Source organism: Inquilinus limosus DSM 16000 (assembly GCF_000423185.1).
Lineage (GTDB): Bacteria > Pseudomonadota > Alphaproteobacteria > DSM-16000 > Inquilinaceae > Inquilinus > Inquilinus limosus.
On record NZ_AUHM01000005.1, the window covers coordinates 71,675 to 95,722 of the forward strand.

Genomic DNA, 24,048 nt, shown 5'->3' on the forward strand with positions numbered 1-24,048 from the left:
CCCGCGAGGGGAGGGGGGACTAGAAAAGAATGGAGTCGGGTGTGTCGTGCCCATCACCGCCCCGCCGCCTGCGCGGCCGAGACCGGTTCGGCCTCCAGCCACTCGGCGAAAGCCGCGGTCTCGGCCGGCGACAGGTGCAGCCCGTGCTTGGTGCGGCGCCACAGGATGTCCTCGGCGTCCTCGGCCCATTCCTGCGCCCGCAGCCAGGCCGCCTCTCGCTCGTAGAGCAGACCGCCGAAGTGCCGGCCGAGATCGGCCAGGGACCGGGCGCCGTCCAGCAGCGCGTCGGCCCGGGTGCCGTAGAGCCGGCCGTAATGCAGGGCCAGTTCCTCCGGCAGCCAGGGATGGCGCCGGCGGAACTCCGCCAGCCAGCGGTCGAAATCCGTCATGTCGCCGCCGGGCAGCGGCGCCGACGCGGTCCAGGCCGGGCCCATGGACGGGAAGAACGGCTTCAGCCGCTCCAGCGCGTGCTCGGCCAGCTTGCGGAAGGTGGTGATCTTGCCGCCGAACACGGAGAGGATCGGCGCCCTGCCGCCCTCGTCATCGACGTCGAAGACGTAGTCGCGGGTGACGGCCGAGGGATTGGCGGCGTCGTCGTCGAACAGCGGCCGCACCCCGGCGAAGGAATGCACGACGTCCTGCGGGCCGATCTGGCGCTGGAAGTAACGATTCAGCACACCGCAGAGATACTCGACCTCCTTGGGGTCGACCTCGACCCGGTCCGGGTCACCGGCCTGCGGGATGTCGGTGGTGCCGATCAGCAGATAGCCGTGCTCATAGGGGTTGATGAAGATCACCCGCTTGTCGGTGTTCTGCACCAGATAGGCCTGCGGCCCGTCATAGAATTTCGGCACCACGATATGGCTGCCGCGCACCAGCCGGATCCTCTTGCTCGACGTCAGGCCGGCCGTGCCGGTCAGCACCTTGTCGACCCAGGGGCCGGCGGCATTGGCCACGGCGCGGGCGACGACATGCCGCTCCGCGCCGCCCCCGGCGGGGCGCAGCACGGCGTGCCACAGCCCGTCGCGGCGCTGCAGCGACACGCATTCGGTTCGGGTCAGGATCTCGGCGCCGCGCTCGGCCGCGCCGATCGCGTTCAGCACCACCAGCCGGGCGTCGTCGACCCAGCAGTCGGAATATTCGAAGCCGCGGCGGAAGCGGTCCTGCAGCGGTTTGCCCTCCGGGTCGCGGCGCAAATCCAGGCCGCGGCTGGCCGGCAGCCTCTTGCGGCCGCCGAGATGGTCATAGAGGAACAGCCCCAGCCGCAGCAGCCAGGCCGGCCGCAAGCCGCGGTCATGCGGCAGCACGAAGCGCATCGGCCAGATGATGTGCGGCGCCGCCGCCAGCAGCACCTCGCGCTCGATCAGCGCCTCGCGCACCAGCCGGAACTCGTAATATTCGAGATAGCGCAGCCCGCCATGCACCAGCTTGCCGCTGCGGCTCGACGTGCCTTCGGCCAGGTCGCCCTTCTCGCACAGCAGCACCGACAGGCCGCGCCCGGCCGCGTCGCGGGCGATGCCGGTGCCGTTGACGCCGCCGCCGACCACCAGCAGGTCGACGACGGCGCCGTTCCGCAGCTCCGTTCCGTCCGCCATCGCCGCTCAGGCCGCCTGCTTCGGGCGCGGGCCGTAATCCTTGAACTTCTCGATCACCCGGTCGATCTCGTCGTCCGGCAGGCATTTCGGCCCGCCCAGCATCAGCGTGTAGACATACTGCTTGGCCAGGGTCTCGACCTCGACCGCCAGCCACATCGCCTTGCCCAGCGTCGGGCCGGTGGCGATCAGGCCGTGATTGGCCAACAGGCAGGCGGTGCGGTCCTTCAGCGCCTCGATGGCGTAGTCAGACAGCTCAGGCGTGCCGTAGGTGGCATAGGGCGCGCAGGGGATGGAATTGCCGCCGCCGCAGGCGATCATGTAGTGCAGCGCCGGGATCTCCTGGTGCCGGATCGCCAGGATGGTCGAATACATCGGATGGCAGTGGACGACGGCGTTCACCTCCGGCTTGCGGCGGTGGATGTCGAGGTGGAAGCGCCATTCCGAGGACGGGCGGTGGTCGCCGTGCTCCCAGCTGCCGTCCATCCTCATGGCGACGATGTCGTCCGGCGTCATCTCGTCATACGGCACGCCGGTCGGGGTCACCAGGATGCCGTCGCCCCAGCGGGCGCTGATGTTGCCGGAGGTGCCCTGGTTCAGCCCGTTGGCATTCATCTGCCGGCAGGCTTCGACGATCTTGATGCGCAGCTCGCGTTCGGTGGTCATGGCGGATTCCGTGAGAAGGGGTCAGCAGAGGCGGAGCAGGGGCTCGCCGGCCAGGTAGCGCCGGACGTCCTCGGCGATCAGCCCGGCGGCGTAGGTGACGGTCTTCACCGAGGCGCCGGCGATGTGCGGGGTCAGGGTGACGTTGGGCAGCTTCAAGAGCGGCCAGTCCTCCGGCGGCGGCTCGACCGCGAAGGTCTCCAGCATCGCGCCGCGCAGCTTGCCCGAGACCAGCGCGTCGTAGAGCGCGTCGTAGTCGACCAGAGGGCCGCGGGCGGTGTTGACGAAGACCGCCCCGTCCTTCATCGCGGCGAAGGCCTCGGCGCCGATCATGCCGGTGGTCTCGGCGGTCACGCGCGGATGCAAGGTCACCACATCGCTCTCGGCCAGCAGGGTCTCCAGCGAGACCTGCTGCACGCCGTCGGCGCTGTCGGCGGGGTCGAGCTGGACATAGGGGTCGGTCACCAGGATGCGGCAGCCGAAGGCCTTCAGGAGGCGCACCACCTTGCTGCCGACATGGCCATAGCCGATGACGCCGACCGTCATCTCCGACAGCTCGCGGCCGGTGATGTCGGCGCGGTACAGGTCGCCGCGCCAATGGCCCTGCGACAGCGAGGTGTGGCCGCGGGTGATCAGTCGGGTCTCGGCCAGGATGGCGCCGATGGTGAACTCGGCCACGGCGCTGGCGTTGCGGCCGGGGGCGTTCACCACCTTCACGCCATGCGCCTTGGCCGCCTTCATGTCGATGTTGACCGGCCCGCCGCGGCTGACCCCGATCAGCTTCAGCGCCGGCAGCCGCTCCAGCATGCTGGCCGAGACCGGCGCCAGATGGGTGACCAGGATCTCGGCGTCGCCGATGAACTCGACGATCTCGTCCGGATCGCCCATGAACTCCTTCAGCCCGTCCAGGCCGGTGCCGGCATAGCCGTGCACCATCGGCTCGTCCGGCCAGGGCTGCTCCAGCGTCCGGATGTCGAGCGCGGCCGGAATAGCCTCCAGCGCCTCGACGAACAGGCGCGGCAGCATGAAACGGTCGCCGATCACGGCAACGCGACGTCGGGTCATCCTCGGGTCCTCAGGTCTTCCAGGGCATGCCAAACCGGGCGCAGCGCCCGGTAGCTGGTTCGGTATTGCGGGAACAGGCGGTCGTAGAGCGAGACCAGCGCCGGGTCGGGCGCCTCGGCCTCGGCCAGCAGCGGCGCCACCCAGCGGCGGCAGGCTTCGTCGATGTCGGGCAGGATGCCGAGCGACAGCGCCGCCACCATGGCCGCCCCGGCGGCGCCGACCTCCTCGCGCTTCACCAGCCGGACCGGCGCGTTGGTGGCGGCGGCCAGGATGCCGCGGCAGGTGGCGCTGCGGGCGGCGCCGCCGGCCAGGCGGATCTCCGCCGGCGTGCCGCCGACCGACTCGTAGCAGTCGCGGCTGGCGAAGCCGAGGCTCTCATAGATCGCCCGCAGCAGGTCGCCGGCGCCGGCGGTGCCGGACAGGCCAATGACCGAGGCGCGGGCGGCGCTGTCGACGAAGGGTCCGCGCTCGCCCGCCTCGGCGATGAAGGGATGGTAGAGGAGGCGCCCCGGTTTCGCCGCCGCGGCCTTGCCGTCGAGGAGGCGGATCAGGTCGGAGCGCTTCGGCAGCGTCGCCCCGGCGGCGTCCGCCACCTCCTCGACCACGCCGCACAGCCAGTCGATGTTCAGCGTCGCCGCCATGTTCGAAACCATGGAGACGTAGCTGCCCGGGGCGACGAAGGGCATGGTGTAGCCGACCTCCTCGCCCAGGATCACCCGGTCGGCCCCGAAGACGAGGCGCATATGCGCGCCGGTCGAGCCGATCACGGTGAAGCCGGCGCGACCTTCGGGGTCGTAGAGCCCGGCGCCGAGCGCGCCGCACAGCAGGTCGACCGGGGCCAGCACGACGGGGGTTCCCGCGGGCAGGCCGGTCGCCGCCGCAGCCTCGGGCGTCAGCGCCGCGTGCCGGCGGGTGCCGTCGACCATCGGCGGCAGCAGCCGGGCCTCGTCCTCGAGGCCGAACAGCTCCAGCACCTCCGGCGCGTAATCCCGGGTGCGGTAGTCGCCATAGGTGAAGGTGCCTTCCGAAACGTCGGTCGCCCGCTCGCCGGTCATCCGGAAATACAGCCAGTCCTTGCAGTGGAAGGCGGTGGCGGCCCGGGCCAGCGCCTCCGGCCGGTGCCGCTTCAGCCACAGCAGCTGGCCGGACTGGTTCGACATGTTCAGCATGGTGCCGGTGAAGCGCTGCACCGCCTTGGCCGTGCCGCTCCGGTGCAGCTCGGCCACGATCGGGCCCGACCGGCCGTCATGCCACAGCATGGCGCGGCCGACCGGCTCGCCGCCGCGGTCGATCAGCCAAGTGCCGTCGCCCTGACCGGTGACGGCGATGCCGGCCACGCGCAGGCCGCGCCCGTCCAACTTCGCCGCCATCTCGCGCAGCACCAGGGCCGCATCGTCCCAGGTGCGGCCGAATTCCTGCTCCATGCCGCTGCCGTCGACCGGGATGGTCGTGTTCGGCCGCGCCGCATGCTCGATCGGCGCGCCCTCCAGGTCGAAGGCCACGGCCTTGACCACCGAGGTGCCGGAATCGAGGCCGATCAGGACGTCTTTCGTCATCGCACCGCTCATGCCGCCGCCGCGACCGCAGGGCGACCGCCATGGGCGATCGCCAGCTCGCTGTCGCCGTCGAACAGGTGCAGCGCCGATTCCGGCAAGGCCAGCGCCAGCTTGGTGTCGGCCGGGGCCGCCAGCGCCCGGTCGGTGACGATGGTCAGCCGCACCCCGTTGACGTCGAGCGCGATGTGGCTCTGGTCGCCCAGCCACTGATTGGCGGTGACCGTGCCCTGCAGCGCCGTCTCGCCGGGCCGGGCCGCGCCCCCACCAATCCCATAGGCGCGGATCTCGTGGCCCCGGATACCGAGATGGACCTTCCGGCCCTCGGCCAGACCATGTCCGGCATGGGGCAGGCGGAAGGCTGGCGCGCCGTCCTCGCCCTGCACCTCGATCGCCAGGCCGCCGTCCTCCCGCACCACCCGGGCCGGGAACAGGTTCATCGGCGGCTCGCCGATGAAGCCGGCGACGAAGAGATTGGCCGGGCGCCGCTTCAGCTCGGCCGGGGAGGCGAATTGCTGCAGCCGCCCGCCCTCCATCACCGCGATGCGGTCGGCCAGCGCCAAAGCCTCGGTCTGGTCATGGGTCACGAAGACCGTCGTCATGCCGTGCTCGATCAGATAGTCCTTGATGCGCGCCCGTAGCACGGCGCGCAGCTGCGGTTCCAGCTGCGACATCGGCTCGTCGAGCAGGGACAGCGGCGCCCGCCGCACCAGGGCGCGGGCCAGGCTGACGCGCTGCTGCTGACCGCCGGAGATCGCCTGCGGGTAGCGGTCCAGGATGTCGCCGATCTCCAGCAGCGCCGCGACATGTGCCACGCGCTGCTGCACCTCCGCCTTCGGTATGCGGTCGCGCAGCAGGCTGAAGGCGATGTTGTCGCGCACCGTCAGCGGCGGGTAGAGGGCATAGCCCTCGAAGGCCATGGCGACGTTGCGCTCGGCCGGGCGCAGGTCGTTGACCACGCGGTCGCCGATCCGGATGGTGCCTTCCGACACGCTCTCGAAGCCCGCGATCATGCGCAGGGTCGAGGTCTTGCCGCAGCCGGAGGAGCCGAGCAGGCCGACCAGCTCGCCGTCGCGCAGCGCCAGCGACACGGCGTCGACCGCACGGATCGGATGGGCCAGGCGTGGCCCGTAGATCTTGGAGACGGCGTCGAGCGTCAGGGTTGCCATGGGGCCTCTCAAGCCGTCGCGGCCGGCAGGCGGGCGCCGGTCTCGCGGTCGAAACACAGCGCGCGGGCGAGGTCCGGCCGGGCCCAGGCGCGGCGCCGGCCGCGGCCCAGATCGTCGCCCTGGTCCTCCGGCCGGCTGGCCAGGATCTCGGTGCCGTCGTCGGCGCGCAGCAGCATCACGGTACGGACGTTCAGCGGCGTCACCGCCTCGAGGTCGACCGGCACCGCGTCCTCCGCCGGCTCGAACCGCACCTCGACATCTTCCGGCCTTAGCCCGACCAGGCAGGGCTTGCCGGCGGGAGCACTGCCCGGCGCGGGGAAGGCGGTGCCGGCGATGCTGATGCGGCCGTCCCGCGCCGCGGTCTCGATCAGGTTGATCGGCGGATCGCCGAACAACCGGGCGATCCGCGTGTCCGCTGGCATGCCGTAGATGCCGGCCGGGGTGTCGATCTGGCGAAAGCGGCCGTCCAGCAGCACGCCGACCCGGTCGCCCAGCGCCATCGCCTCCTTATAGTCCTGGGTGACGTAGAGGACGGTGGCGCCGACCGCGCGCAGGAGGCGTGGCAGTTCCTGCCGCATCTCGTAGCGGATCTTGGCGTCGACATTGCGCAGCGGGTCGTCGAGCAGCAGGACGGAAGGCGAGGAGACCAGGCTGCGGGCCAGCGCGGTGCGCTGCTTCTGCCCGTTCGACAGCTGCTTCGGCAGGTGGTCCAGCACATGGGCGATGCGCAGCAGCTCCGCCGCCTCCTGCACCCGCTTCCGGATCTCGGCCTCGGATGCCCGCCGCGCCCGCAGCGGGCTGGCGATGTTCTCGAAGGCCGGCAGGTGCGGGTAGAGGGCGAAGTTCTGGAACGCCATGCCGACATCCCGCGCCTCGGGCCCCTGGCCGAGGATCGAGGTGCCGCCGATGCGGATGTCGCCCGCCTCGGGCTGCAGGATGCCGGCGATCAGGCGCAGCAGCACCGTCTTGCCGGCGCCTGACGGGCCGAACACCACGACGAACTCGCCCTTCTCGACCTCCAGGTCGAGGCCGTCGAGGATGCGCATCTTGCCGAAGCTCTTGCCGATGCCGGCGATGTCGAGGAAGGCCATGGTCGTCACCCCTTCACGGCGCCGAGGCTGAGCCCCTCGACCAGGTAGCGCTGGGCGTAGAGGGCGAGGGCCAGGGTCGGCAGGATCGACAGCACCAGCGCCGCGGCGATCTGGCCGTAATTGATGCCGGAGGCGGTGATGAAGGCCAGCGCCCCGACCGTGACCGGCTGGATCGAGCTGGACCCCAGGATCAGCGCGAAGATGAAGTTGTTCCAGGCGAAGATGAAGGCCAAGAGGGCGGCGGCGGCGATGCCGGGCCGGGCCAGCGGCACCGCGATCTTCAGGAAGGTGCGCAGCCAGGAATGGCCGTCCAGGCGGTAGGCGTTCTCGATGTCCTCGCTGATGTCCTCGAAATAGCCGCGCACGATCCACAGGATCAGCGGCAGGGTGATCAGCTGGTACACCCAGATCAGACCGATATAGGTGTCACTGAGGCCGAGGTCCTGGAAGTACAGCTGCAGCGGCAGCAGCACCAGCAGCGGCGGGGCGAAGCGGAAGGACAGCATGGTGAAGGCCATGTTCTCGCCCAGGCGGAACTTGAACCGGGCGAAGGCATAGGCCGCCGGCACGCCGAGCAGCAGCGACAGCAGCACCGAGGAGGCGCTGAGGATCAGGCTGTTCAGCAGGTTCTGCATGTAGTCGATCTTCAGCGCGCCGACATTGGTGGAGAGCTCGCCGGCGATCAGTGCGGCATAGTTCTCCAGCGTCGGGGTGAAGGCCAGGCTCGGCGGGCTGCGCAGGATGTCGGCGTTGGTCATGAACGACATCAGCGCCACCCAGACCAGCGGGAACAGGAAGAACAGCGCCACCAGGGTCAGGAGGACGCCGTGGAGGATCCGGCCGCCAATTCCACTCGCATGGTTCATGGCTTCCCTCCCGTCTTCACACGTCGATGACCGAGAACGATCCAAGGCTTCGAGCGCGTGACCTCTCCCGCTTGCGCGAGAGGTCGGGCTCGCGCAGCGAGACCGGGTGAGGGCGAAGCGGTCTCGCCACGTTCGCGGGCATCGCCTGGAAAGGAACCGGTGGCCCGTCCGCCCCCGGAAACGATGGCTCTTTCAATCGAGGGCGGCTGGCCGTCACCCGGAGCCGCTTCGCGTCTCCGACCTCTCCCGCAAGCGGAAGAGGCAATTGGATGGCGCTCATGGAGAGACCCGTGCATCAACTGGCCCCTAGGCCCGGCCATGCGCGCGGGCGCGCAGGCGGAGCCACTGCTTGATGAAGACGTTGCTGAGCGCGAAGGTGATCGCCCACAGCACCATCAGGATCGCGGCCGACCGGCCGATATTGGTGAAGGTGAAGGCCTCGAGATAGGCGCGGATCTGGAACAGCATCAGCCGGTCGCCCGGGCCGCCCTGGGTCATGGCGTAGACGATGTCGAACTGCTGGATGCTGTCCAGCATGCGGAACAGGCTGGCCGTCAGGATGTAGGGCAGCAGCATCGGCAGGGTGATGCGGAAGAACACGAAGCTGCGCGGCACGCCGTCCAGCTCCGCCGCCTCGAAGGGCTGGCGGGGCAGGGCGCGCAGGCCCGCCAGCAGCAGGATGGCGATGAAGGGCGTGTAGACCCAGGTGTCGACCAGCACCACGGTGAACATCGCCGTCGACGGGTCCGACGCCCAGCGGAAATCGGGGAAGCCGAGGCTGCTGACGAGATAGCTGAGGATCCCGAAATTCGGGTTGGTCATCAGCTTCCACATCAGGCTGGCGATCGCCGGCGCCACCATCAGCGGCAGGATCAGCAGCACGCTCATCAGGTCGTTGACCAGCGTGCGCCGCACCAGCAGCAGGGCGATGCCGAGGCCCAGCAGCAGCTGCAGCCCCACGGTCAGCACCGTATAGGTCAGCGACACCTGGATCGTGTTCCAGAACCGGCCGTCGCCGAACAGCGCCACGAAGTTGTCGAGCCAGACCATCCGGCGCCCGGCCGGGAAGGCCAGGTTGTAGCGCTGCAGCGAGTAGTACACGGCCGTCGCGAAGGGGATCAGGATCCCGATCGTGACCAGGAGGGCGGGCAGGCTCAGCAGATAGGGCAGCAGGCCAGGGCCGGCGCGGCGGCGCGTTCGGGGCGCGGTGTCGGCGGTGATCGTGGACACGGGTCGGAATCCTCTGTCGGAACCTTCGCTGGGGCCCCGCCACCGCCGGGGGGAGAAGCGGCGGTGGCGGGGCTGCCGCGCGGGCCGGCGGGGCGAAGGCCGGCCCGGCGGGCGAGGCGTCAGTCGGCCAGTCCGGCGTCCTGCAGCTGCTGGTCGATGAATTCGGCCAGCTGGTCCAGTCCCTCGTCGACCGGGATCTCCTTGGCGTACATCTTCTGCAGACTCGCGGCCCATTCCGTGGTCAGGTTGAAGAACAGCGGCTGCGGGGTGAAGTAGATCTTCGACCCGGCGGCCGAGGCCTTGTACTGGTCGAGATAGCCGGGATAGCTCTCCAGCCGCTTGTGGAAGTCGGCATTGTCCCAGACCGACTGGCGCACCGGATTGACCAAGTCGGCCTTGGTGGCGCCGAAGGTGGTGTGCTCAGTGCCGCTGGCCCATTGCACGAAGTACCAGCCGGCCTCGGGCTGCTGCGAGAAGGCGCTCATCGCCAGCGACCAGATCCAGACATTCGGCGTCGGCGCCGCGGCGCCGGGCTTGGCGCTGAAGGCGTGGTAGGCCAGGTTGCCGGCCTCCTTGGTGCCCTTGTTCTGGAAATACCCGAGGATGTCGGCGTCGAAGATCATGGCCGAGGCCCCGGCGCCCAGGTCGTTGCCGACCTCGTACCAGGTGTAGGTGGTCCAGTTCTTCGGCCCGCCCTTCTGAATCATCTCGATCCAGAGCCTGGTGAACTCCTTGGCCTCGGCGCTGTTCATCGCCGCCTTCAGCTTGCCGTCGGTGACCTCGAAGTCCTTGCCGCCGTAATTGGTCAGGCCCGACAGATAGCCCGGATGGATCGTCGCCCAGCTGCGGCTGCCGCGCACGCCGACGCCGTAGAAGCCCTGGTTCAGCGCGCTCAGCTTCGCCGCCTGGTCCACCATCTCCGGCAGGTCCTTGGGCGGCTTCATGCCGGCGGCGTCGAAGATCCGCTTGTTGTAGGCGACGCTGTTCAGCTCGAAGCCCCAGGGCACGGCCCATTGCTTGGCGCCGCTGCCGCCCAAGGGCTCGCCCGGCACGCCCGACCAGGCGGTGGAGGCGCGCAGGCCCGGCAGCAGATCGTCCCAGTTGTAGGAAGCGGCCGTCAGCTCCGGGTTCTTGATGTACTCGTTCATGTCGGTCAGCCAGCCGGCCGGGCCGTACTGCCAGGTCTGGTAGGCGCCGGTCATGAACACGTCGTATTGCGGCGACTTGCTCGACAGGGTGGCGGTGACCTTGTCGAAATAGACGTCCTCCGGGAACACGTCGTAGCCGACGTCGAGGCCGGTCAGGGCCTTGAAGTTGTCGAGATTGGCGATCATCGCATCCGTGTAGGGATGCTTGTTCAGCAGCAGGCTGATCTTCTTGCCGGCGAACTTCTTGAAGTCGGGGCCGGTGGCGGCCAGCGCCCGGGTGCCGGCCTGGTTCAAGAGGAATCCGGCCGCGGCGGCGCCGAGGCCCAGTTTCGCGGCACCGGTCATCAGCTCCCGCCGCGAGATCCGGCCGGCGACATGACGGTCGAACAGGTCGGTGGTGCGCTTCTCCATTTCGTTTCCTCCCATGATGTTCTGGTTGTCAGCCGATCCGGCGCAGGCGCTGCGGCGGCCGGGAACCGCGGAGCCTGGCCATGGCCACCGCCGCGGATTCGTCGATGATCAGATCGGTCACCGTGCCGCTCAGCAGCGCCGCGGTGATGGCCTCGGCCTTGACCGCGCCGCCGGCGATGGCGACGACGCGGCGGCCCTTGAGGTCGGCGAGGCCGACGCTCAGCGCCCGGTCGTTGACCTCGGAGGCGACGCGGCGACCCTCGGCGTCGAGGAACTGGCCGACCAGGTCGCCGACCGCGCCCTTGGCGCGCAGGTCGTCATACTCGTCCCGGGTCAGCACCCCGGTCTGCAGCATATGCGCCTCGGGGCCCAGCTCGCCGATGCCGACCAGGCACAAAGTGGCCCGGTGGGCCAGGGACAGCACCGCCTGGACGCTCTTCTGCGACAGCATCACCGCCTTGTCGGCCAGGCTGTCGGCCGCCATCGGCACCGGCATGAAGTAGCCTTCGCCGCCGGTCTTGTCGGCCAGGCGATGCACCACGTCGAAGGGGTTGGCGGAGGATTTCCGGGTCAGGCTGCCCAGCAGCGACACGAATTTGACGTCGGGCGCGGCGACCCGGGGCAGCCGGTTGACCAGGGCGGCCAGGGTGCGGCCGTGGCTGACGCCGATCACCTTCTCGCCCGGCGTCTCCAGATAACGTGACAGGTAGGCCGCGCCTTCGGCTCCGAGAGCCTCGAAGGGCTGGTCCTGCTCATCGATCGCCGGGACGACGCGGCAGAAGCCGAGGCCGTAGCGGTCGATCAGCCCGTCCTCCAGCTTCAGGCATTCGGCCGGGCGGCCGGCGATGTGGACGCTGACCAGCCCCAGCTCCTCGGCCAGCGAGATCAGGCGATGCGCCTTGACCCGCGACACGCCCAGCCGGTCGGCGATCTCGCCCTGGGTCAGGCGGCGCACATAGGAGAGCCACGCGGCGCGCGTGGCGAGGCTGACTTGGTCGTCCATCCCGTCGGTCCGGTCTGTAATTTTTTACACCGGCTGAACAGAATTTCATCGTGGCGCGGATTCAGGCCGGCGTCAACCCGCCAGGAAGGGGAGGTGCCCGCAGGGAAGCCGTCGGCGGCCCCGCATGATCATGATCGTCGCTGCGGCCGTATTCGCGGCTAAGCGGCCGGCATGCCGCTCCTCATCGCTTGCCGATCGCCGAGGACAGTGCCGCCCGGACGATCTGCCAGGCGGCCTCGACCAGCCCGGCCGTGACCCGGCCGGCGGCCGGGGCGTCGCCGCGGCGGATCGCATCGATCATCTGCTGGTTGGCTTCGATCGCGATCGCCGTCATCTCCTCCGACACGCCATAGGCCAGGTGCCGGTAACGCAGCGCCGGCTTCTGCACGATCGCCAGCAGGCGCTGCAGCACGGCATTGCCCGAGGCCTCGTGCAGCGTCTCGGTCAGCGCGACATTGGCGTCGAAGCAGCGTTCGACGTCGCCGGCCTCCAGCGCCGACCGCATCGCCGCGAGGGCGACGGAGAGCTCGCCGGCGACCGCGACCGGGTTGGCCGAGCGGGCCGCGCCTTCCGCCGCAAGCGCCTCCAGCTTCACCCGGCAGGAATAGATCTGGTCGAGATCCGCCAGCGACATCGGCGCCACCCGCACGCCCTGACGCGGCCGGCGGATCACCAGGCCCGTGCCCTCCAGCAGCCGCAGCGCCTCGCGCACCGGCGACCGGCTGATGCCGTAGCGCTCGCACAGCTCCTCCTCCACCAGCTTGGCGCCGGGGGGCAGCTCGCGCAGGATGATCTTGCGCTCGAGGAAGGCGAGCACCGTCTGCGACAGCACCGGCCGGCGCGGGGCGCCGCTGTCTTCATCCGGGGTGGCGGTCTCCATGATCGGGCGTCAGAACCTCTGGATCTTGAGGCCGAGGACCTTCTCGGTCACCACCACCACCAGCAGCGTCATGACGATGCTGACGGTGGAGACGGCCGCGGCCTCCGGCGTGAAGTTCAGGCGAAGATAATCGAACAGCTGGATCGGCAGGGTCGAGGTTCCGACGTCCTTCAGCAGGAACGAGATCGCGAAGGTGTCGAAGGAGATGATGAAGGCGAACAGGCAGCCGCCGATCAGCCCCGGCTTGATCAGCGGCAGGGTGATGCGGACGAAGACCCGCCACGGCCGGGCGCCGAGGCTGCGCGCCGCCAGCTCCCACGACCGGTCGAAGCCCTGCAGCGAGGCCGAGACGTTCATGAACACGAAGGGCAGGGTGATCAGGACATGGCCGGTGACCAGAGCCACCAGGTTCCGCGTGCCGATGCCGATCGCGTAGAAGAAGAACAAGAGCGCGATCGCCGTCAGCACCTCGGGCAGCAGGAGAGGCGCCAGCACGGCGATGCGGATCGCCTCCTTCGCCCGGCCGGCATGGCGGGCGTGGTAGAGGGCGGCGGCGGTGCCGATCGCGGCGGAGACCAGGGTGGCGATCGCCGCGACCTGCAGCGAGGTCCGGATCGCGGTGACGAACACCTCGTTGCCGAAGAAGGCCTCGTACCAGCGCAGCGACAGGCCCTGTGGCGGGAAGGCCAGAAAGGCGCCGGCGCTGAAGGAGGCGCCGACCACGACCAGGATCGGCGCCAGCAGGAAGGCGTAGACCAGCCCGCAGAAGACCGGGAACAGGATCGGGCGCCGTGGCTTCATGACGCCCACCGCATCCGCGTGGCCCGGGCGAACAGGACGACGCAGAGCCCGCCGGCGACGCTGAGCATCAGGGCCAGGGCCGAGCCCAGCGGCCATTGGAAGGCGTCGGTCAGCGTGTCGACCACGGTCAGGGTCATGGTCTTCACCCGCATGCCGCCGATCAGTACCGGGGTGACATAGGCGCTGAGCGCCAGCACGAAGACCAGGATGCAGCCGGACTGGATCCCGGGCAGGGCCAGCGGCAGCACGATGCGCCGGAACGCAACCCGCCTCGTGGCGCCGAGCGACCGTCCCGCCGCTTCCAGCGCCGGGTCGATGGTCTGCAGCGCCGCCATGATCGGCAGGATCATGAACGGCAGGAAGACATGGGTCAGGGCGATGACGATGCCGAGCGTGTTGTACATCAGCGGCAGCGGCGCCAAGGTCAGGCCCAGCGACCGGGCGACCTTGTTGATGACGCCGTTGTTGCCCAGGAGGATGGTCCAGCCGAAGCTGCGGACCACGATCCCGACCAGCAGCGGCGACAGCACGATGCCGTACAGCACCGGGCGCCAGCGCGACCGGCTGCGCGCCAGCTGCCAGGCGACGGGGAAGCCGATCAAGAGCGTCGCCGCGGTGGTCAGGAGCGCAATCCACAGCGTGCTGCCCAGCTGGGCCAGGTAGTAGCCGTCGGTCAGGGCGCGCTCGTAGTTGTCCAGCGTCAGCCCGGGCCCGTAGGGCGCGCCGGTGGCCGGCGGCCGGACGCTCATCAGCACGATGTTGAGATAGGGCACCAGCAGGAACACGCCGAGCAGGACCGCCGCCGGCGCGATCATCAGCCAGGTCCAGGGCAGCTTCCTACGCCGGGCGGTCATGGCGCCTCCGGGACGACCCAGAGCGGCGCGGCGGGCGGCCGAACCGCCACGCGCTGGCCCTCGGCGAAGCGGGTCTGGGTCAGGCTGTGGGCCTCCACGCCGCTGCCGTCGGGCAGGCGGATGCGGTAGTTGACCATGTTGCCGAGATAGTAGCGGCCCTCGACCACGCCCTCCGTGGCCGTCGTGCCGATGCCGGCGGGGGCGAGGGTGACCGCCTCCGGCCGCAGCAGCGCCTTGACCGGGGTGCCCGGCGCGGTGCCGTTCAGCCCGTCGGCGGCGCAGTCGCCGAACACGGTGCGGATCTTGGCGTCGGTGCCGTCGGCCACGACGATGCCGGGCAGCAGGTTGGCCTGGCCGACGAAGCTGGCGACCCTGGCGTCGGCCGGCCGCTCGTAGATCGCCTCGGGCGCGCCGGCCTGGACGATGCGGCCGCCGAACATCACCACGACGCGGTCGGACATCGTCATCGCCTCGGCCTGGTCGTGGGTGACGTAGATGGTGGTGATGCCGACCCGCCGCTGCAGGTCGCGGATGAACACCCGCATCTCGTCGCGCAGCCGGGCGTCGAGATTGGCCAGCGGCTCGTCCAGCAGCAGGATGCTCGGCTCGATCACCAGCGCCCGGGCCAGGGCGACGCGCTGCTGCTGGCCGCCGCTCAGCTCGCGCGGGTAGCGCTCCTCCATCCCGCGCAGCTGCACCATCTCCAGCACCCGGGCGACACGGGTTGCGGTCTCGGCCCGGCCGATCTTGCGCATCTCCAGCCCGAAGGCCAGGTTCCGGGCCACGGTCATGTGCGGGAACAGGGCGTAAGACTGGAACACCATGCCGATGTCCCGACGCTCCGGCGGCAGGGCCGAGACGTCGCGCCCGTCGAAGGCGATGCTGCCGTGCTCGGCCTCCTCGAAGCCGGCGATCAGCTTCAGCGTGGTGGTCTTGCCGCAGCCCGACGGGCCCAGCAGCGACACGAACTCGCCGCTCGCGATCGACAGCGACAGCCGGTCGACGGCGCGGGCGGCGCCGAAGCTCCGCGTCAGCTCGGTGATGACGACTTCGGTCACTGGAAGGTCCGGTTCCAGCGCTCGGTCATCTCGGTGGCATTGGCGTTCACCCAATCCCAGTCCCAGGCGAGGATGCGGCTCATCTGCTCGCCATAGACCGGCACGTCGGCGCGCAGATCCTCCGGCACCTCGACCGTGCGGTTGACCGGCGAGACGAAGAACTCCCGCGCCAGCATCAACTGGGTCTCGGGCGACAGGATGAAGTCGATGTATTTGTAGGCCAGCTCCCGCGCCGGGGCGTTGGCGCAGATGCTGAAGGTCTGGTCCCACATCAGCAGGCCTTCCTCCGGCACGATGCATTCGACCGGCAGGCCCTGGTGCTTCAGCCGCGCGATCTCGCCGAAATCATAGGGCGCGACCACGATCTCGCCGGTCGACATCAGGGTCGACATGTTGAAGTCGGTCTGCAGCACGGGGCCGAGCTTGCCCAGCATTTCGAAGGCCTTGTCCATGTCCTGCGGGCCGCTGCCGAACAGCTTGCCGGTCAGCATGACCATCGCCTTGCCGGCCGAATTGACGATGTTGTAGAGGCCGATGCGGCCCTGGAACTCCGGGTTGGTCCACAGGTCCTTCCAGGATTTCGGCGGGGTCTGGACCAGGTCGGTGCGGTAGCCGAGGCCGAGCGGCGAGATCATGCCGACCGCGGCCCAGCCGTCGCCGGTCCGGGCGATCGGGTACAGATCCTTGTAGTGGGGCACCAGCGACAGGTCGAACTTCTCGAAATAGCCCTCCTTCCGCAGCAGCGAGGCGAAGACCTCGTTCATCATCACCATGGAATAGGGTGGGTGGTCCTTGCCGGCCGCGCGCAGGGTCGAGGTGAAGGTGCGGCCGAAGCCGATGTCGAGCTTCGCCTTGGCGCCGGTCGCGGTCTCGAAGGCGGGCACCAGGCTCTTGCGCCAGAACGCCTCCCAGACCCCGCCATAGGTGGTGATGACCAGCTCCTGCGCCGCGGCCGCCAGGGCCGGGAAACGCAGCATGGCCGGGCCCATCAAGGCCGCGCATGCCATGACAACCTGCCGTCGAGTGGGCTGCATGTCCTTGTCTCCGCTGTTTCGTGGCCTCGCTGTGGACCGCCGATCCGGGCGGCGCCTCCCTGCGGGACCTCTGCCGGGTCCCTTGGCGTTCTCAGGACGCCTTCTTGCGGTACTCGTAGTTCTTGTTCAGCCGATCCAGGAGATAGTCGCCGTAGCGCACCGGCGGGTGGCGCGGCGCTTCGCCCGGCGCCAGGATGGCGGCGGGACAATCGACCACCGTGTCCATCGACGGGTCGTAGAAGAAGGGCTGCGAATAGCGCTCTCGGCCGCTGAGGTTCAGCACCCGGTGCGGGGTCGAGGCGAAGCGGTCGTTCGACCAGCGCGCCAGGATGTCGCCGACATTCATGACGAAGGTGTCCGGGATCGGCGGCGCCGGGATCCACTCGCCGGCGCGGTTGCGGACCTCGAGCCCGCCAACCGAATCCTGCGCCAGCAGGGTGATGAAGCCGTAATCGGTGTGCGGCGCCGACCCGAACAGCCCTTCCTCGCGCCGCTGCTCGGGGTAGTGCAGCAGGCGCAGGAACAGCGTCGGCCGGTCGAAATGCGGCAGGAAGTATGTCGGCGGCAGGCCCAACGCCTCGGCGATCGCCACCGCCATATCGCGGCCCAGCGCCGACATCGCCCGCATGTAGTCGAGCGCCGCCTGCCGCAGCTCTGGGATCTCCGCCGGCCATTGGTTCGGGCCTTGCAGCGGTTCGCCCAGCACCGGGTCGTCCGCGGCCAGGTCGTGCATCACCATCAGGGATTCGCTCTGGTTCGGCTTGGTGACCGTGGCGACGGAGGAGGTGACGATGGTCGAGGTGCTGAACGGCATGTAGCCGCGATGCGCGTCGTTCATGCGGATGCGAAGCTTGGCCTCGGTGGGCAGGTCGTGGAACCGCACCGACAGCCGGTGCAGCCGCTCGCCCAGCTCCGGCGGCACGCCGTGATCGGCGAGGTAGACGAAGCCGATCGTCTCCAGCGTCCGGCGCAGCTCGTCCACCGCGCCGGCGCGGTCTTCCGGCCTGCCGCCGCGCAGCGGCGACACGTCGAGCACCGGGATGTTCGAGAATTCTCCCCGACCCATGCGCAAGCTCCCCTGTTTTGGATATTTGTATACAAAAACATGCTTCTGTATACAGTTTTGTCGAGGCACGAGATCGGCCGGTGGGGCCGGGGAGGCGGGTTTGACCGAAGCCATCATCATCGACACCGATCCGGGGCAGGACGACGCCTTCGCCATCCTGCTGGCGCTGGCGTCGCCGAAGCTCGAGGTGCTCGGCCTCACCACCGTCGCCGGCAACGTCCCGGTCGGGGTCACCGCCGCGAACGCCCGGCGGGTGGTGGAGCTGGCCGGGCGGCCCGAGATCCCGGTGCGGGCCGGCTGCGAGCGGCCGCTGCTGCGCCCCGCCCGCTTCGCCGAGGAGGTGCACGGCAAGACCGGGCTGGACGGGTGGGACTTCCCGGCCCCGGCGCGGCCGCCGGAGCCCGGTCACGCGGTCGACTGGATGGTCGAGACGCTGCTGGCCCGGCCGGACGGCGCCACCACCCTGGTGCCGGTCGGGCCCCTGACCAACATCGCCATGGCGCTGCGCCGCTGCCCGGCAATCGCCCGCAAGATCCGCCGCATCGTGCTGATGGGCGGCGGCTTCTTCCAGGGCGGCAACATGTCCCCGGCGGCGGAGTTCAACATCCTGGTCGACCCCGACGCCGCCGCCATCGTGTTCGGCGCGGGCGTCGACCTTGTCGCCGTGCCGATCGACTGCACCTATGCCGCGCCGACGCCGGAGAGCTGGATCGCCGATCTGGAGGCGCTGGGCACCCGCGTCGGCGCCGCCGGTGCCGGGATGATGCGGTTCTTCCAGCGCTTCGGGAACGAGAAATACGGCACCGCCACCCGGCCGCTGCACGACGCGCTGGCGGTCGGCTATCTGCTGTGGCCGGAGCTATTTGCCGGGCAGCGCTGCAATGTCGAGATCGAGACGGCGTCGCCGCTGACCCTCGGCATGACCGTGGTCGACTGGTGGGGCATCTCCGGCCGCCCGGCCAACGCCCTGTGGCTGACCCAGTGCGACGCGCCCGTCTTCTACGGGCGCATGTTGGAGCGCCTGGCCACGCTGTGCTGACGGCGATGCGGTCACCACCCGTGGACAGTTTCCTCCTGCGGCCTTGCTGCGATCGCCGGCATCGGCGCAGCGTCCAGAAGATGGCAGGCGGCGGCGCCGGTTGCGGTTGGACGCGGCTTGGGCGGCTCGCTGCGGCAGCGGTCGAAGGCGTGCGGGCAGCGCGGGTGAAAGGGGCAGCCGGACGGCAGGTCGACCGGGCTCGGCAGTTCGCCCCGCGCCGCCGGGACGCGGTGGCGCTTGGCAGGATCGAGATCGGGCGCCGCCGCCAGCAGCGCCCGGGTGTAGGGATGCTGCGGCGCCGCGAACAGCGCCTCGGTCTCACCCGTCTCGACGATGCTGCCGAGATACATCACCGCCACCCGGTGCGACAGGTGGCGGACCAGGCGCAGATCATGCGCCACGAACAGCACGGTCAGGCCGAGCCGCTGCTGAAGCTCCAGCAGCAGGTTCACCATCTGGGCCTGGACCGAAACGTCGAGGGCGGAGACCAGCTCGTCCGCGATCAGGCATTCAGGCTCGACCGACAGCGCCCGGGCGATGCCGATGCGCTGGCGCTGGCCGCCGGAGAATTCGTGCGGATGGCGGTCGGCGGCCTCGCGCGGCAGCCGCACGAGGTCGAGCAGCTCGGCGATCCGGGCCGGGATCTCGGCCTTCGGGCGCATGCGGTGGACTGCCAGCGCCTCGGCCAGGGTCTGACGCACGGTCATGCGTGGGTTCAGCGATCCGCGCGGATCCTGGAACACCATCTGGACGCGGCGGTTGAAGGCGCGGCGCTCGGCCCCTGCCAGCGACCGGATGTCGACGCCGTCATAGCGCATGGTGCCCTCGTCCGGCTCGATCAGCCGGACGATGCAGTGGGCGAGGGTGGATTTGCCGCTGCCGGATTCGCCGACGATGCCCAGGGTCTCGCCGCGCCGGACCGACAGGTCGACGCCGTTCAGCGCGTGCACCGACGGGGCCGGGCGCCGGCGCAGGGCGTCGCCAACCGTGCGCTCCAGCCGGAAGCGCTTGTGCAGCCCCGCGATCTCGAGGAGGGGCGCGGTCATGCCGCGCCCCGATCGAAGGTGATGGGGGCGGCCGCGACGCGGGCGTTTTCGAAGCAGGCGACGGTGGCGTCCGGGCCGGCCGGGTCCAGCGCCGGGATCTCTGCCCGGCAGCGCGGCCCGGCGAAGGCGCAGCGCGGGGCGAAGGCGCAGCCGGGCGGCCGCTCGGTCAGGGGCGGCGGCGCGCCCTCGATGGAACGCAACGGCAGCCGCGGCCCGCCGCCGCGCGGCACCGAGCCGAGCAGCCCGAGCGCGTAGGCGTGGCGCGGCCGGTCGAACACCGCGGCGACCGGCCCGGTCTCCACCACTCTTCCGGCATACATCACCGCCATGCGGTCGCAGCTCTGTGCCACCACGCCGAGGTCGTGGGTGACCAGGATCACGCTCATCCCCAGCCGGTCGCGCAGCTGCAGCAGCAGGGTCAGGATCTGGTCCTGGATGGTGACGTCGAGGGCCGTGGTCGGCTCATCCGCGAGCAGCAGACGCGGCTCGGACGCGAGGGCGATGGCGATCATCGCGCGCTGGCGCATGCCGCCGGAGAACTGGTGCGGGTAGTCGTCGAGGCGCCGTGCCGCCGCCGGGATGCCGACCAGGTCCAGCAACTCGCGCGCCCGGTCGCGCCGCGCCCGGCGGCCGAGGCCGGTATGGGCCCGCAGGCTCTCGTCGATCTGCAGCCCGATCGGCAGCACCGGGTTCAGCGCCGTCATCGGCTCCTGGAAGATCATGGCAATCTCCCGGCCGCGCACCTGGCGCAGCGCCGCCTCCGGCAGCGCCAGCAGATCGCGGCCCCGCCACAGCACCCGGCCGCCGACCCGGCCCGGCGGCGGCACCAGGCCGAGGACGGCACGCAGGGTGACGCTCTTGCCCGAGCCGGATTCGCCGACGAGGCCCAGCACCTCGCCGGGACGGAGGTCGAGATCGACCCCGGCCACCGCCGCAGCCTCTCCCCGGGCGGTCGGGAAGGTCACGGTCAGGCCGCGGATCGACAGCACGGTGTCCGTCATGCGTCGGGCCGCAGCAGGTCGGCGACGCCGTCGCCCAGCAGGCTGAAGCCGAAGCCGGTCAGGACGATGGCGATGCCGGGGAAGATGGTGATCCACCAGGCCTGGGTCATGAAGTTCTTGCCGTCGGCGATCAGGAGGCCCCATTCGGCGGCGGGAGGCTGGGCGCCGAGGCCGAGATAGCCGAGGCTGGAGCCGAGCAGGATCGACAGCGCCATGTCGGTCATCCAGTAGACCAAGACCGGCGCCGCGGCGTTGGGCAGCAGATGGCGCAGGATGATGCGGGCGTCGCCATAGCCCATCACCCGGCCGGCGGCGGCGTAGTCGAGGCGGTTCTGCACCCGGATCTCGGCCGCGGCCAGCCGGGCGTAGAACACCCAGCCGACGGCGCCGACCGCGATGTACATGTTGAGGAGGCCGGGCCCGAGCACGGCGACGATGGCGATCACCAGCACCAGGAAGGGGAAGGTGATCACCACATCGACGACGCGGCCGAAGATCGGTTCCCAGATCCCGCCGTAATAGCCGACCAGCGCCCCGACCGCGGTGCCGAACAGCACCGGAAACAGGGTGGTGAACAGCGCGATCTGCATATCGACGCGATAGGCCCAGATCACCCGGCTCAGGATGTCGCGGCCGAAATTGTCGGTGCCGAAGGGATGGGCCCAGCCCGGCGGCTGCAGCAGGGCGCGATAGTCGAAAGCGGTCGGATCGTAAGGCGCGACGAGCCCTGGCGCGATCGCAAGGAACAGGCTGAGGCCGAGGATGGCGAGGCCGGCGACCAGGGGTGCGGAGAGGCGCCGCCGCCGGGCGCGGGCCGGGGTGAGGCCGAGCGCGGTCATGCCTTCACCCGCGGGTCGAGCGCCGCCTGCACCAGGTCGGTCGCCAGGAACACCAGCGAGACCAGCACCGCCATCGCCAGGGTCAGGCCCTGCACCACCGGATAGTCGCGGCCGTAGATGCTGTCGATCATCAGCCGGCCGGCGCCGGGGATGGCGAACACCGTCTCGGTGATCACGGCGCCGCCGATCAGCGTGCCGACCGACAGGCCGAACAGGGTGACGGTCGAGATCAGGGCGTTGCGCAGCACGTGCCGGCCCAGCACCAGCCGCGGCGCCAGCCCCTTGGATCGGGCGAAGTCGACATATTCCGCGCCCAGCACCTCGATGATCGAGGCGCGCAGGTTGCGCATCAGCACGGCGGACAGGCTCAGCGCCAGGGTCAGGGCCGGCAGGAACAGGTGCCAGGCGCGGTCGGCCCAGTCGTTGCCGTAGCCGCCGACCGGGAACCAGCGCAGCCCGGCGGCGAACACCGTCAGCAGCACCAGGCCGAGATAGAAGATCGGCATCGACAGGCCGACCTGGAAGGCGCCGCGGATCGCGGTGTCCGCCGCCCGCCCGCGCCGCATCGCCGCGGCGAAGGCGAGCGGCACGGCCAGCAGCAAGGCCAGCACCGCGGCGTAGCCGGTCAGCGTCAGGGTGACCGGCATCCGCTCCAGGATCAGGCGCATCACCGGCACCTTGAGATGGATCGAGGTGCCGAGATCGCCCTGGACGACGCGCTCCAGGAACAGGAGGAACTGCATCGGGATCGACCGGTCGAGGCCGAGTTGGGCGTTCAGCCGCGCCACGTCGGCGTCGGTGGCGCGGTCGCCCAGCATGGCGCTGGTCGGGTCGCCCGGCAGCAGCCGGACCAGGACGAAGATCACCACCAGCACGAAGAACAGGGTCGGGACCAGCTGGATCAGCCGCTTGGCCACGTGATTCAGGTTCGGCACCGGCACGCCTCCTGTCTCGGCGATCGGGCGGCGGCCCGGCTCACTTCGTCAGATAGGCTCCGGCGAAGATGTTGTTGCCGAGCGGGATCTGGACGAAGCCATGCACATTCTTGCGCAGCGCCACCGGATAGGGCGTCTCGTACAGATACAGGATCGGGCCGGAGACGGAGTAGATCTTCTGGATCTGTGCGTACTGCTCGGCCCGCTTCTTGGCGTCGCTCTCCTTCTGCGAGGCCTCGAACAGCTTGTCGACCTCGTCATTCTTCCAGCCCGAATGCAGGGCGTCGATCACGGGCGAATAGGCGAAGTAGGAGGTGATCTGGCTGGGATCGTTGATGTCGTTCGTCCAGGCCGACATGCGCATCGAGAAGTCGCCCTTGCGGTAGCGGTCGGTCAAGGTGGCGTTGTCGACCTGCTCGATCTCCAGCTTCACCCCGAGCGCGGCCCACATCTGCTGCACCGCCGCGCCGATGCCGAGCTGGTCCTGGTTGCCCGGCAGCGCCATCACCTTGGTGCTGAAGCCGTCGCCGTAGCCCGCCTCCTGCAGCAGCAGCTTCGCCTTGGCCGGATCGTAGGGGTACAACGGCGTGTCGCCCGTATGGTACAGCGTGGTCGACGACATGTAGGAGGTCTGCGGCTTGCCGACGCCATGGGTGACGATCTGGATGATCGCGTCCTTGTCGATGGCGTAGTTCAGCGCCTGCCGCACCTTCTCGTTGGCCAGCGGGTTGTCGCTGCCGTCGGTCAGCTTCGGCCGGACGTTCATGGTGATGAACTGCACCCGGGTCGACGGATACAGCTGCATCTGCAGCTCGGGATCGCCCTGCAGCTCGGCGACCCGCGCATAGGGGATGAACTCGGCACCGTCCAGCTCGCCCGCCTTCAACTTCAGGATTCGGGTGGCGTCGTCCGGGATGATCTCGAAATCGACCGCGTCGAGATAGGGCAGGGGCTTGCCGTCCTCGCCCGGCTTCCAGTAGTGGGGGTTGCGCACGATCCGCATCGACGACCCGCGCTGCCACTTCTCGAACATGAAGGGGCCGGAGCCGATCGGGTGCTCGGCGAAGGCGTGCGCCTTCTCGTCGTCGGTGGCGCCCGGCGCCGCCTCGAAGGCGGCCTTCGGCATGATCGCGGTGTTGAAGGTCGACAGCGCGGCGATGATCGTCGGATCCGGGTGCTGCAGCTTCAGCACCACGGTCGTCGGGTCCTGGACCACCACCTCGCCGATCGAGGCGATCAGGCTGTTCCAGATGCCGTTCTTCGGGTTGCGCGCCCGGTCCAGCGACCATTTCACGTCCTCGGCCGTGATCGGCGTGCCGTCCGAGAACTTGGTGCCCTCGCGCAGGGTCAGGGTGACCGACAGCCCGTCGTCGGAGACCTTCCAGGCGGTGGCCAGGCCAGGCTCCACCGTCAGCCCGTCGGCCGACGGCTGCAGCAGCGTGTCGTAGAGATTGGTCAGGATCCAGATGTCGACATTGGCGTCGTTCAGCACCGGGTCGAGGAACAGGCTGTCGGCGTAGCGCCCGTACCGCATCTCCCCGCCGCGCTCGGCCGCCAGCGCCCCCGCGCTCGTCCCCGCCAGCAAAACCGCCGCCACGGCCGCCTTCAGCAGCATCCTCATCGCGACCTCCACTGTTGGTTGAAGCCCTCCCGGGTCGCCATGTGTTCTGGCGTGGTAGAACGCTAGCGCCGCCGCGGCGGCAG

General features: G+C 69.8%; 22 protein-coding genes. 1 reads left to right on the forward strand and 21 read right to left on the reverse strand.

Going from position 1 to position 24,048, the window contains the following annotated elements; genetic code table 11:
* Positions 1-53: 53 nt before the first annotated feature.
* The 16 genes from G537_RS0107675 to G537_RS0107750 form a co-directional block, all read right to left on the reverse strand.
* Positions 54-1,595 (reverse strand): glycerol-3-phosphate dehydrogenase, encoded by a 1,542-nt coding sequence (locus G537_RS0107675; RefSeq protein WP_034850989.1) that lies wholly within the window; start codon positions 1,593-1,595, stop codon positions 54-56.
* Between the two features lie 6 nt (positions 1,596-1,601).
* Positions 1,602-2,258 carry a class II aldolase/adducin family protein gene (locus tag G537_RS0107680; protein WP_026869615.1) on the reverse strand — a complete coding sequence of 219 codons (657 nt, stop codon included), beginning with the start codon at positions 2,256-2,258 and terminating at the stop codon, positions 1,602-1,604.
* Positions 2,259-2,279: 21 nt separating this feature from the next.
* Positions 2,280-3,320 carry a 2-hydroxyacid dehydrogenase gene (locus G537_RS0107685; protein ID WP_026869616.1) on the reverse strand — a complete coding sequence of 347 codons (1,041 nt, stop codon included), beginning with the start codon at positions 3,318-3,320 and terminating at the stop codon, positions 2,280-2,282.
* Positions 3,317-4,876: an FGGY-family carbohydrate kinase gene (locus G537_RS0107690; protein WP_026869617.1), complete on the reverse strand. Its 1,560-nt coding sequence runs from the start codon at positions 4,874-4,876 to the stop codon at positions 3,317-3,319. Before G537_RS0107690 ends, G537_RS0107685 begins: the two co-directional genes overlap by 4 nt.
* 8 nt (positions 4,877-4,884) lie before the next feature.
* Positions 4,885-6,042, reverse strand: coding sequence for an ABC transporter ATP-binding protein (locus G537_RS0107695; protein WP_026869618.1), 1,158 nt, complete (start codon positions 6,040-6,042; stop codon positions 4,885-4,887).
* 8 nt (positions 6,043-6,050) lie between these two features.
* Positions 6,051-7,133 carry an ABC transporter ATP-binding protein gene (locus G537_RS0107700; RefSeq protein ID WP_026869619.1) on the reverse strand — a complete coding sequence of 361 codons (1,083 nt, stop codon included), beginning with the start codon at positions 7,131-7,133 and terminating at the stop codon, positions 6,051-6,053.
* Positions 7,134-7,138: 5 nt separating this feature from the next.
* Entirely contained in the window at positions 7,139-7,999 is an 861-nt protein-coding gene (locus tag G537_RS0107705) for a carbohydrate ABC transporter permease (protein WP_026869620.1), read from the reverse strand.
* Between the two features lie 306 nt (positions 8,000-8,305).
* Positions 8,306-9,229 (reverse strand): carbohydrate ABC transporter permease, encoded by a 924-nt coding sequence (locus tag G537_RS0107710; protein WP_026869621.1) that lies wholly within the window; start codon positions 9,227-9,229, stop codon positions 8,306-8,308.
* 119 nt (positions 9,230-9,348) lie between these two features.
* Complete coding sequence (locus tag G537_RS0107715) at positions 9,349-10,788, reverse strand: extracellular solute-binding protein (protein ID WP_026869622.1); 1,440 nt, start codon at positions 10,786-10,788, stop codon at positions 9,349-9,351.
* A gap of 28 nt (positions 10,789-10,816) precedes the next feature.
* Positions 10,817-11,791, reverse strand: coding sequence for a sugar-binding transcriptional regulator (locus G537_RS0107720; RefSeq protein WP_026869623.1), 975 nt, complete (start codon positions 11,789-11,791; stop codon positions 10,817-10,819).
* Between the two features lie 181 nt (positions 11,792-11,972).
* Positions 11,973-12,671 carry a GntR family transcriptional regulator gene (locus G537_RS36925; RefSeq protein WP_051248139.1) on the reverse strand — a complete coding sequence of 233 codons (699 nt, stop codon included), beginning with the start codon at positions 12,669-12,671 and terminating at the stop codon, positions 11,973-11,975.
* A 9-nt stretch (positions 12,672-12,680) separates the two neighbouring features.
* The gene (locus G537_RS0107730; protein ID WP_026869624.1) at positions 12,681-13,472 is read right to left on the reverse strand and encodes an ABC transporter permease; all 792 of its coding nucleotides are present in this window, start codon (positions 13,470-13,472) and stop codon (positions 12,681-12,683) included.
* Positions 13,469-14,326, reverse strand: a complete 858-nt coding sequence (locus G537_RS0107735) for an ABC transporter permease (RefSeq protein ID WP_026869625.1) — start codon at positions 14,324-14,326, stop codon at positions 13,469-13,471. The genes G537_RS0107730 and G537_RS0107735 overlap by 4 nt, the downstream gene beginning before the upstream one ends.
* On the reverse strand, positions 14,323-15,384 hold the full coding sequence (locus tag G537_RS0107740) for an ABC transporter ATP-binding protein (protein ID WP_026869626.1): 1,062 nt from the start codon (positions 15,382-15,384) through the stop codon (positions 14,323-14,325). Before G537_RS0107740 ends, G537_RS0107735 begins: the two co-directional genes overlap by 4 nt.
* Positions 15,381-16,361, reverse strand: a complete 981-nt coding sequence (locus G537_RS0107745) for an ABC transporter substrate-binding protein (protein ID WP_245578976.1) — start codon at positions 16,359-16,361, stop codon at positions 15,381-15,383. The genes G537_RS0107740 and G537_RS0107745 overlap by 4 nt, the downstream gene beginning before the upstream one ends.
* Before the next feature lie 148 nt (positions 16,362-16,509).
* Entirely contained in the window at positions 16,510-17,484 is a 975-nt protein-coding gene (locus G537_RS0107750; RefSeq protein ID WP_034850992.1) for an isopenicillin N synthase family dioxygenase, read from the reverse strand.
* A gap of 100 nt (positions 17,485-17,584) precedes the next feature.
* Here G537_RS0107750 and G537_RS0107755 point away from each other — a divergent pair, with 100 nt between their 5' ends.
* Complete coding sequence (locus tag G537_RS0107755; RefSeq protein WP_026869629.1) at positions 17,585-18,523, forward strand: nucleoside hydrolase; 939 nt, start codon at positions 17,585-17,587, stop codon at positions 18,521-18,523.
* An 11-nt stretch (positions 18,524-18,534) separates the two neighbouring features.
* Here the strand turns inward: G537_RS0107755 and G537_RS0107760 are convergent, their stop codons facing one another.
* Genes G537_RS0107760 through G537_RS0107780 form a run of 5 tightly spaced genes read right to left on the reverse strand, consistent with a single transcriptional unit; the run spans position 18,535 to position 23,965 of the window.
* Positions 18,535-19,569 (reverse strand): ABC transporter ATP-binding protein, encoded by a 1,035-nt coding sequence (locus G537_RS0107760; RefSeq protein ID WP_026869630.1) that lies wholly within the window; start codon positions 19,567-19,569, stop codon positions 18,535-18,537.
* The gene (locus tag G537_RS36930; protein WP_034850995.1) at positions 19,566-20,570 is read right to left on the reverse strand and encodes an ABC transporter ATP-binding protein; all 1,005 of its coding nucleotides are present in this window, start codon (positions 20,568-20,570) and stop codon (positions 19,566-19,568) included. Before G537_RS36930 ends, G537_RS0107760 begins: the two co-directional genes overlap by 4 nt.
* A complete protein-coding gene (locus tag G537_RS0107770; protein WP_026869631.1) occupies positions 20,567-21,409 on the reverse strand; it encodes an ABC transporter permease in 843 nt (280 codons plus the stop codon). The genes G537_RS36930 and G537_RS0107770 overlap by 4 nt, the downstream gene beginning before the upstream one ends.
* Positions 21,406-22,344 carry an ABC transporter permease gene (locus G537_RS0107775; RefSeq protein ID WP_026869632.1) on the reverse strand — a complete coding sequence of 313 codons (939 nt, stop codon included), beginning with the start codon at positions 22,342-22,344 and terminating at the stop codon, positions 21,406-21,408. The genes G537_RS0107770 and G537_RS0107775 overlap by 4 nt, the downstream gene beginning before the upstream one ends.
* Positions 22,345-22,384: 40 nt before the next feature.
* Positions 22,385-23,965 carry an ABC transporter substrate-binding protein gene (locus tag G537_RS0107780; protein WP_026869633.1) on the reverse strand — a complete coding sequence of 527 codons (1,581 nt, stop codon included), beginning with the start codon at positions 23,963-23,965 and terminating at the stop codon, positions 22,385-22,387.
* Between the last annotated feature and the right edge of the window lie 83 nt (positions 23,966-24,048).